Consider the following 9,840-nt stretch of genomic DNA (forward strand, 5'->3'; position numbering starts at 1 on the left):
ATATATCAAGAGTTGAGTCCATCCTCCTAAAGAGGCCCAACTTGAAATAACATAATTATCTAGTCCTGATTTCCTTCAAGTTTCTCTAGTGTATATCCAATGCCCTTAACCGTTTTTATATAGGGTAGGCCAATTTTTTTCCTTATATTCTTTATATGTGCATCAACTATCCTGGAATCTCCGTAGTAGTCATAGCCCCATATACTGTCTAATAAGGTTTCCCTGGTAATTACCTGTGGATATTTTTCTATTAACTCTTTAAGTATATTGAACTCTTTAAGAGTCAACTCTACGACTGCATCTTTAACCTTTAAGGTGTAGGTATTCAGGTCTAGAGATATATCCTCAAAGTTCAATGAAGTATTTTTATTTTCGTTGTGACTCCTCCTTAGTACTGCCTCCAGCCTCTTTAGTAAGAGGTTAAAGGAAAATGGCTTAGTAATATAGTCATCACAACCAAGTTCAAAGCCCTTTATCTGGTCGGATTCGTCAGACAAGGCAGTAAGGAATATTATGGGAATATTAGAAGTATTTCTAATCATCTTACAAGTAGTATGTCCGTCTAAATTAGGCATCTTTATATCTAAGATGATCATATCGTACTTAGATTCTTTAAACTTTTTAATACATTCAACCCCATTAGTGGCAGTATCAACCAGGTAGTTCTTAGCCTGCAAAAATTCAGCTGTCAACTCTAGTATTTCCTTATCGTCTTCTACAATTAGAATTCTTTGTCGATTCATAATATTATCCCTTCTCTCAAGCTCACTTACAGAAATATTATATCAGATTATCCTGACTCATTCAATTTCCTATATAAATACAGTAAGCCTCTACAATCTATAGACAATTATATCAAATTTTATAGCAATATTCAAGAAATAAAGTTCGTTATAATATGAATATTATATATCATATGAGAAATATAGTCTTATATTATAAAATAATATATTGGAAATCTAGCTCTTTTATTATATAATAAAAGAGAAAAATAATTCTACAGGAGGTTCAGCGTGAAGCATATAGTTTTATTCAAGTTTGAGAATAAGGATTGCCTAGGAAAGGTGGATAGATTAGTATCAGAAACCTATGAAAAATTAGAAAAGGTTCACAAGGTAATTCAGGGTTATAAGTTTTTCATCAACTGCTTACCAGAAAAGGAAAATAATATGGATTTAGTCCTATTTGTAGACCTTGCTCAAGCAGGCGATCTAGGAGGATATATAGACCACCCAGACCACCAAGAGGTCCTTGTTAAACTAAAGTCTCTAGGATTAAAAGAAAAGTCTGTTATAGATATTCATGAATAATAGATCAGGAATTTTATTTATTTTATATTAAGTCTAATAGACTATTTTTAAAAGTAAAAAGGGAAATATAGAGGATTTATCTAACTCTATACTTCCCTTTTTTCGTGTGTATATTTTTAAAAAATCAAGTGATTAAAATGTCCTAAACTTTCTCAACCTTAGGGCATTAGAAACCACACTGACAGATGATAGACTCATGGCTGCAGCTGCTATCATAGGGTTTAGAAGAGGTCCTCCAAACAAGTAAATTAGACCGGCTGCAAAAGGTATACCTATAATATTGTAACCAAAAGCCCAACCAAGATTTTCTTTAATATTTCTTATAGTTTCTTTACTAAGTTTGATTGAATTAGGCACATCCATTAGGCTATTCTTCATTAGGACAATATCTGCGGATTCTATAGCCACATCAGTACCACTGCCAATTGCTATGCCAACATCAGCTAGGGCCAAGGCAGGGGCATCATTTATACCGTCACCAACCATGGCAACAAACTCACCCTGGTCTTGTAGGTCTTTAATTACCTGAGATTTTTCTGATGGAAGGACATCTGCCCTTACTATATCTATTCCTACCTGCTTGGCTATGGCCAGGGCTGTCTTTTCATTATCACCTGTAATCATGGCAACTTTTATTCCCATCTGGTGGAGCTTTTCTACGGCCTTAGCACTGTCCTCCTTAATGGTATCGGCAACTGCTATAATTGCTTTGACATGTCCATCTATAGCCAATAGCATAGGCGTATTTCCCCTTTCAGCATATTCATCTACCATAGATTTTAGGCTAGACTTGTCATTTATGTCACCATAGCTATCTATTAGCTTGAGATTTCCCAGGCTAACCCTTTTTTTATTAATAAGAGCCTCTACCCCCTTGCCAGTTATACTTACAAAGTCTTCAACTGGATATATTTCTACCCCTTTTTCTTTAGAGTAGTCAACGATGGCATCTGCCAAGGGGTGCTCGGAATTTGATTCTATCGATGCCGCGAATGACATAAGCTGATCTTCATCTAGGGATTTACTTAAATTTTTCACACCTGTAACCCTAGGTCTACCCTCGGTAATTGTACCCGTCTTATCAAAGGCCACTGTACTTATCTTGTGGGCAGATTCTAGTGAGTCTCCACCCTTAATTAGTATACCATTCTCTGCCCCCTTACCTGTTCCAACCATAATGGCTGTAGGTGTTGCCAAACCAAGTGCACATGGGCAGGCAATTACCAAGACAGATATAAATATAGTGAAGGCAAACTGGAAACTTGTTCCTCCGATAAATAACCAGGCAAGACCTGAAACTAGGGCAATTCCTATTACTGTTGGTACAAAGTAACCTGATATAAGGTCAGCCAGGTTGGCTATAGGAGCCTTCCTATTCTGGGCTTCCTCCACGAGTCTTATAATTTGTGAAAGTGTGGTATCCTTGCCCACCTTTTCCACCTTAAATTTAATGTATCCATTTTTATTAACACTGGCTCCTGTAACTGGGTCACCTACTGTTTTTTCAACTGGTATACTCTCTCCTGTCAACATTGATTCATCTATGGAAGTAGACCCGAATATAACACTACCGTCTACAGGAATTTTTTGACCTGGTTTTACTATAACTATATCTCCTACCCTTACCTTATCAATTTCCACTTCCTTTTCCTGACCATCAACCTCTATAATAGCTATCTTAGCCTGGAGTTCCAACAAGGACTTTATGGCTTCAGACGTTTTTGACTTGCTCCTGCCTTCTAAATACTTACCCAACATTATCAAAGCTATAATCATGGCACAGGACTCATAGTATAGGGGCAGGTGGTGGCCACTGGCAAGTATATTATCTGCAAAGCCAGGTTCATAGGCTACCTTAAAAGTAGATATAATACTGTATATAAAGGATGCAGATGTAGATACAGCTACTAGGGAATCCATATTAGGACCCAGTTGGTATAGGGCCTTAAATCCCTTGATATAGAATTTTTTACCGGCTACCATGACTACAATGGCTAAAATCGCCTGTATAAGGGCATAATTTAATGGATTATGATGTGGTGAAATTATGGCTGGTAGACTTATACCTGCCATAGGCCCCATAGATATTGTAAATAGCAAACTAGCAAATACTATGGCGACTAGAAATCTCTTAAAACTGGTTGTATCATCTTCCCTGTCTATATGGTCCTCTAATTCCATTGTAAAGCCGGCCTTTTCTACTGCAGCCCTCAAATTGTCTACATTACACACTTTTGGATCGTATTCTACACTGGCTTTTTCTGTAGCAATATTGACCACTGCTGAAGATACACCCTCGGTCTTTTTTAGTGATCTTTCTGCAGATTTTGAGCAAGCTGCACATGACATACCCAAGACTGAAAAATCTATTTTTTCTAATTTAATATCCTTATCTTCCATGACTTACCTCCTGTATCAATAGATTCATACTATGAATCTATAATTATTTTCATCTATAAGCCTATTATACCCCTATGAGGTATATTAAATCAAGTGGGAAAATATATATGGTATTTTTTTTATATTTGCCTTATAATAATTGTATGGATACTTGTAGTTATCCATACAATTATAGACGAGGGGGTTCTTTATGAGCAAGTCAACTAGAAATTTACTACTATTTGTAGCCCTATTCTCTGTTTTTTCTTCAGTGAGTGGTTTAATCTACAAGTATATATTGCATGCAGATGTACCCATGTTTCCAATTATAGGAGGCTTGATATGTGGTTTTGTACTTACTTACCTGGTTACATCATACAACAAGGATGATGACTTTATGCCAAAAAAATAGTACCTTTCTCTATATAAGGATATTTTTTACCCTGATCTTTGCTAAAATGTGAAAATCAGGGCTTTTTGTTTAGATTTTTCTATACAGTATTCCTATTATTTGGTATAATATAAAAGTTGATTAAAATTTAATATGTATTATAAAGGAGCGATTTTAGTGAGTATTAAGCATAATATAATTAATATAGCAGTAATAGCCCATGTTGATGCCGGAAAGTCTACCCTAGTAGATGCCTTCCTAAATCAAAGTGGTGTTTTTAGAGATAATGAGGTCGTAAAAGACTGCGTAATGGACAGTAACGACCTGGAACAGGAAAGGGGTATAACAATCTACTCAAAAAACTGTTCTATAAGACATGGTGAATACAAGATCAATATAGTTGATACACCTGGCCATAGTGACTTTTCTTCTGAGGTTGAGCGTGTATTAAAGACTGTAGATACAGTTATACTACTAGTAGATGCAACTGAGGGACCAATGCCTCAGACAAGGTTCGTACTGCAGAAGTCTTTAGAACAGGGTCTAAGACCTATCCTATTCATCAATAAGATAGACAAGAAGGACCAGAGAGCTGAAGAGGTTGTTAATGAAGTATTTGACCTATTTGTTGACTTAAATGCAACAGATGAACAGTGTGACTTCCCTATTGTATATGGTATAGCCAAGCAGGGTATAGCCCTAAAAGAACTAGAGGATGAGGGTAAGGACTTATCTCCCCTATTTGAAACAATAATTAACCATGTAGATGCATATCCAGACTATGATGATGAGCCCCTACAGGTTCAGATTTCTGCCCTAGCCTATGACGATTATATAGGAAGACTGGGAATCGGCCGTGTATTTAAGGGCAAGTTAGACTCAACAGAACAGATTTGCATCTGCTCAGAGGGCCATGAGCCTAGAAGGGGTAAAATTTCTAAGCTATCAGTTTACGAGGGACTTAAGCAGGTTGAAACTGACCAGGCTATGAGTGGTGAAATGGTAGTGGTTGCTGGTATACCCGATATAGCTATAGGTGAAACTATATGTAGTCAAGATAATCCAAAGCCAATGGGTGCCATCTTAATTGAGGAGCCTACCCTATCTATGAACTTCATGGTTAATGATTCACCATTTGTCGGCAGGAGTGGTAAGTTTGTAACTACAAGGCATATAAAGGACAGGCTTGAAAAGGAACTAGAAGTTAATGTTGGTCTAAAGGTAGAACCTCTTGAAACTACAGATGGTTATAGGGTTAGTGGTCGTGGTGAGCTTCACCTTTCAATACTTATAGAAAATATGAGAAGAGAGGGCTACGAATTAGGAGTATCAAAGCCACAGGTACTTATGCATAAGGACCCGGAAGGCAACCTTGTTGAACCTATAGAAAGGGTTACTGTTTCTTGTCCAGAGGCTTACTCGGGCACAGTTATCAACGAATTAAATCTGAGAAAGGGTCTAATGGAGTCAATGGAAATCCTAGAGGGCGACTATGTAAAGATAGAATTTTTGGTACCTACAAGAGGATTACTTGGTTACAGGAGTGAATTTATAAATGCCACTAGGGGTGAAGGTACCCTACTTTCATCATTTGAAAGATTTGATGACTACAAGGGTGAAATACCATCAAGATTAAATGGTGTTTTAGTATCTCAGACTGCAGGCAAGACTATGGGTTATGCCCTTAATGCCCTATCATCTAGGGGTATCCTATTTGTTGATCCAGCCGTTGACGTATACGAGGGTATGATAATTGGTATGAACTCTAGAAAAGAAGACATGGTGGTTAACCCATGTAAGAATAAGAAGATGTCGAATGTCAGGGCATCAGGTTCAGATGATGCCATCAAGTTATCACCACCAAAGATATTTACCCTAGAAGAATCTTTGGAATTTATAGAGGATGATGAATTAGTAGAAGTAACACCTGATTCAATCAGGTTAAGAAAGAAGGTCCTAAACGAACAAGATAGGATAAAATACAACAGGTCATTACAGAATAAGGTAATTGACTAAAAAAATAAAAGAAATAAAAATAAGGGTCACTGTATAGGTTTAAAATACTCTATTACAGTGACCTTTTCTTATATTTTTGAAAAATCATCAAGTCTCTTCTGTATACTGACTTGATACATATACTTGTAAAACAATCATCGTAAATAGGCTTGTCCTCACCCAACCTATATATAGCAAACCTTTCCCTGGGATCATTCTTAGAATCATCAAGGAAGACTTCCTTATACAAATGAAAGTTAGTCCTATTTTCCAGGTATTCGATATATTCATAAGATGGGTAATAGAGGATTATATCTACCTCCCTAGGCCTTTCTTCAACTGACCTATAAATATTATTCACTACGCTTATAAATATACTTAAGGCGAAGGGGTTGAAAAAATAAAACTTATTTTCAAATCCACTCACCTGGTACTTCTCTGCTGGACAATTTACAAAAAATAACCTCTCCTTGGAAGCTGGGTTTCTTGGCCGGTAGTTTTTCTTATTCGTCAAGGCCATCTTATGGAAGTCCTCACAAATTTCTACACTAGTACAGGCTGAATTAAAGAGAAAATTTACTAAAAATGCAAATCTTGCCTTACCTGAGCCGAAGTCTACAAAGTGGTCCTCTATACCAGCCTTATATTCATCAAAAAGCTTGATTAGAGCCTTATATGGTGTTGGCTCATAGCGGTTGTAGATAGTTTTATTGTCCATTCTACTTTCAATCTTGGAGGTATTTATATGTAGTAATTTCTCATAATTTTCTTCTTTCATCTATCTCACCATCCTATAGGAGCCTCTTCTTTATTAGGTAGGCAGTAGACAAGAAACATATAAGTATAGTAACCACATTTACAATCAAAAATCCAAATGGATGGTGAGCAAATGGGATACCACCAACGTTCATACCGAAGAGACCAGAAATAATGGTTGGAACTGCCATTACTATTGTTACTACAGTTAAGTAGGTCATAACATTGTTCTGGTTGTTGCTTATAATTGCACTAAAGGCATCCATTATCCTACTAAGGATATCACCATACATCTTGGACATTTGTAGGGCCTGTTTATTCTCTATAATTACATCCTCTAGAAGGTCTTCATCCTCAGCATAGTGCTTTATAACGTTTAGCTTTAGCAACCTGTCTAGAGTAGCTTCATTGGCTGTCAGTGATGTTGAAAAGTATACCAGAGACTTTTCCAACTGCAATAATTGTAGGAGTTCCTTATTCTTCATAGAATTATGGATTTCCTGCTCTATAAGGTTAGTGGTATTATTAATCCTTCTTAGATATAGCAGGTAGAAGGTTGCATTCCTATATAGGATTTGCAGGATGAACCTAGTTTTCATATAGGTATAGAAGTCCTTGACATGGCCTACTATAAAGTCATTTATAATTCTCGTCTGCTTAGAGCAGATTGTAATGATACAGTCCTTGGCAAGTATTATACCAATAGGTACTGTCATATAGTTAGAAGACTTTGAGTCTGACATATCGAAGGGTATATCAATCAAGATTAGGGTGTAATTATCATCATACTCTATTCTGGAACTCTCTTCATTGTCTAGGGCTGCAGCCACAATATCTGTATCTATTTCTAAAAGCTTACTAATATCTTCAATTTCATTGGAGGTTGGCTCAGTAAGATTTATCCAACAACTTGCTTCAAATTCATCTAGTCTTTCTAAATTTTCATTAACCGTTTTATAGTATCTTATCATAAGCTCACCCCTTTCTGAATCTTATAGTATTTCTTATGTAAACTCTAATCTTAATTTATTCCATAATATTAATTTTACCATCAGACTAGCCTAGTTAATCTATACTGGTTTAAATATCAATATTTTCAACCTGACCCTGGTCTACAGCCATCCTAACATCTCCCTGACTAAGTAGGCTGGTTATGTCTTCATCTATATCTATAATATAAAGGGGCTCTACATCTTCCTTTATAACTTCGTATTCAAGTGGATATATAGAAAAGTCTGTCATCAATAGATGATCATCAATAAAGTCCATATGCCTTATATCATTTAGGAGTTCATTGGAATTCTCATAATTAAGGTTGGCCAGGGACTTAAACATATCTATTGACTTCCTGTAGTAAAAGGCTGCCAAGAAGTATTCACACCTCTTATTGCCATTTTCTGCCCCCATTTTTAGGTATTTTTCCGCCTTATCATATTCAAAACTCCTAAACATCAACTGGGCAAGGTTATACATGGCCTCAGTACAATTAAGCATTATGGCTTTTTCATAGTACTCAATGGCCTTTTTAGGGTCCTTAAAAAAGTTGTCATACATGACAGCTAAGGTATTTAAGGCATATATATTATTGAGTTCTGCAGGCTCCTCAAGATAAGCCTTGGCTTCCTCATAGTTGGTCTGCATAAAATATAGCCTGCCCGCATAGAGTTTGGCTATCTGGTGACCATGGTCAGAAGCTATTTGGTAGTATCTAAGGGCCTTTTTTTCATTAGCAGTTTTTTCATAGATACTAGCCAGCTTGAAGCAGGATTCTATATCCCCGTGATCAGCTGCCCTTTTATACCAATCTATCATATTATCCAAATCATTTAGTTTTTCATATATATTGGCTAATTTAATCTGACAATTTATGTTATCAGGTATCATCTTATAGTAGTTAATAGCTATATCATATTCCTTTAGAGTCCTACACAGGTCACCCATATTCTCAGCAGAATTATAGCATCCCTGGGCTATGGCCTGCTTGTAATAAAGGCCAGCCTCCTTGTAGTTCTTGTCCTCAAAAAGGATACCTGCCAAGTTGTTTTTGGCCTCTTTGACACCATCATCTGCTGCCATCTTATAGTATATCCTGGCATTGTCTGTGTCATTGTTCCTATTATAAAGGTTGGCTAACCTATACTTTGCCATAGTATGGTTTTGAGCTACTGCTAACTCGTAGTAGTGGATTGCATCAGATGACTTGTCCTTCCTATCTAGGATAAAGCCCATCCTATACTGGGCATCTGGGTCACCCTCATCTGCTGCAATATTATATGCCTTTTCGGCGTCTGCAAAGTTCTCTGAAAGCTCACTCAAGACACCAAGGTTTATTGCAGCTTTGAGGTGCTTTTTCTTTAAAAGCTTCCTGTAAAGGTCCATAGACCTGGTAAAATTGCTCCTGTCCATCTCTATAACTGCCAGATTATAGATAGAATCCTCATCATTAAGGGCTGCCCCCTTCTCGTACATTTCTTCGGCCAAGTCCTTATTGCCCAGCTCTATATTCAAGAGACCAAGGTTGAAATAAGACTTAGCAAAACCAGCCTCGGCAGTTTCCTTTAAAACTTTCTCAGACATTTCATAATCTTCTAGTATATAGTAAATGACACCAATATTGTTTTTAGCTGCAAGAATACCCTTTTCTGCTGCCTTTTCATACCAATAAAGGGATGTATCATAGATTTCATTATTATAGTACATGTTTCCAAGGTTAAATGCTGCATAATCAACACCATTATTAAAGGCAGACCTGTACCAGTTTTCTGCCTTTTCTATTTCTCCCTGGCTATCATATAGTTGACCTAGAATAAGTTGGGCTCTTTCATATCCAGACTCTGCTGCTTCTTTAAATTTTTCAACTGCAAGTTCAGACTTGCCAATTTTTTCATAGAAGTTACCTTTTAAATAATCCACCTTTGGATTTTGTGACATCTCTTTCACCCCTTACTCTCATTTGCATACTTTTTCACTTATAATTATATAGCATTTAAAAAGTAAAGTAAATATAAA

General features: G+C 36.6%; 8 protein-coding genes. 3 read left to right on the forward strand and 5 right to left on the reverse strand.

Annotated features, from left to right (window positions below; translation table 11 throughout):
- Nucleotides 1-59 precede the first annotated feature (59 nt).
- Nucleotides 60-743 carry a response regulator transcription factor gene (locus HMPREF0634_RS04680; RefSeq protein ID WP_007789459.1) on the reverse strand — a complete coding sequence of 228 codons (684 nt, stop codon included), beginning with the start codon at nucleotides 741-743 and terminating at the stop codon, nucleotides 60-62.
- Between the two features lie 270 nt (nucleotides 744-1,013).
- Between HMPREF0634_RS04680 and HMPREF0634_RS04685 the strand changes: the two genes are divergently transcribed.
- A complete protein-coding gene (locus HMPREF0634_RS04685) occupies nucleotides 1,014-1,310 on the forward strand; it encodes a Dabb family protein (protein WP_040565760.1) in 297 nt (98 codons plus the stop codon).
- A gap of 132 nt (nucleotides 1,311-1,442) precedes the next feature.
- Here the strand turns inward: HMPREF0634_RS04685 and HMPREF0634_RS04690 are convergent, their stop codons facing one another.
- A complete protein-coding gene (locus tag HMPREF0634_RS04690; RefSeq protein ID WP_007789440.1) occupies nucleotides 1,443-3,710 on the reverse strand; it encodes a heavy metal translocating P-type ATPase in 2,268 nt (755 codons plus the stop codon).
- A gap of 190 nt (nucleotides 3,711-3,900) precedes the next feature.
- Between HMPREF0634_RS04690 and HMPREF0634_RS04695 the strand changes: the two genes are divergently transcribed.
- Together HMPREF0634_RS04695 and typA are read left to right on the forward strand one after the other, a co-directional pair.
- On the forward strand, nucleotides 3,901-4,101 hold the full coding sequence (locus tag HMPREF0634_RS04695) for a hypothetical protein (protein ID WP_040565761.1): 201 nt from the start codon (nucleotides 3,901-3,903) through the stop codon (nucleotides 4,099-4,101).
- Nucleotides 4,102-4,257: 156 nt separating this feature from the next.
- A complete protein-coding gene (gene typA, locus HMPREF0634_RS04700; protein ID WP_007789466.1) occupies nucleotides 4,258-6,096 on the forward strand; it encodes a translational GTPase TypA in 1,839 nt (612 codons plus the stop codon).
- A gap of 52 nt (nucleotides 6,097-6,148) precedes the next feature.
- Here the strand turns inward: typA and HMPREF0634_RS04705 are convergent, their stop codons facing one another.
- The 3 genes from HMPREF0634_RS04705 to HMPREF0634_RS04715 all read right to left on the reverse strand — a co-directional run bounded on the left by HMPREF0634_RS04705 (nucleotide 6,149) and on the right by HMPREF0634_RS04715 (nucleotide 9,762).
- Nucleotides 6,149-6,853: a hypothetical protein gene (locus HMPREF0634_RS04705; protein ID WP_007789347.1), complete on the reverse strand. Its 705-nt coding sequence runs from the start codon at nucleotides 6,851-6,853 to the stop codon at nucleotides 6,149-6,151.
- Nucleotides 6,854-6,866: 13 nt separating this feature from the next.
- Entirely contained in the window at nucleotides 6,867-7,802 is a 936-nt protein-coding gene (locus HMPREF0634_RS04710; protein ID WP_007789430.1) for a magnesium transporter CorA family protein, read from the reverse strand.
- A 109-nt stretch (nucleotides 7,803-7,911) separates the two neighbouring features.
- Nucleotides 7,912-9,762, reverse strand: a complete 1,851-nt coding sequence (locus HMPREF0634_RS04715; protein ID WP_007789334.1) for a tetratricopeptide repeat protein — start codon at nucleotides 9,760-9,762, stop codon at nucleotides 7,912-7,914.
- Nucleotides 9,763-9,840 lie beyond the last annotated feature (78 nt).

It is taken from the genome of Peptostreptococcus stomatis DSM 17678 (genome assembly GCF_000147675.1).
GTDB lineage: Bacteria > Bacillota > Clostridia > Peptostreptococcales > Peptostreptococcaceae > Peptostreptococcus > Peptostreptococcus stomatis.

Coding starts and splice junctions, on each gene's coding strand:
- HMPREF0634_RS04680 (WP_007789459.1), bottom strand. CDS start 743: ATGAATCGACAAAGAATTCTAATTGTAGAAGACGATAAGGAAATACTA.
- HMPREF0634_RS04715 (WP_007789334.1), bottom strand. CDS start 9,762: ATGTCACAAAATCCAAAGGTGGATTATTTAAAAGGTAACTTCTATGAA.
- HMPREF0634_RS04690 (WP_007789440.1), bottom strand. CDS start 3,710: ATGGAAGATAAGGATATTAAATTAGAAAAAATAGATTTTTCAGTCTTG.
- HMPREF0634_RS04710 (WP_007789430.1), bottom strand. CDS start 7,802: ATGATAAGATACTATAAAACGGTTAATGAAAATTTAGAAAGACTAGAT.
- HMPREF0634_RS04695 (WP_040565761.1), top strand. CDS start 3,901: ATGAGCAAGTCAACTAGAAATTTACTACTATTTGTAGCCCTATTCTCT.
- HMPREF0634_RS04705 (WP_007789347.1), bottom strand. CDS start 6,853: ATGAAAGAAGAAAATTATGAGAAATTACTACATATAAATACCTCCAAG.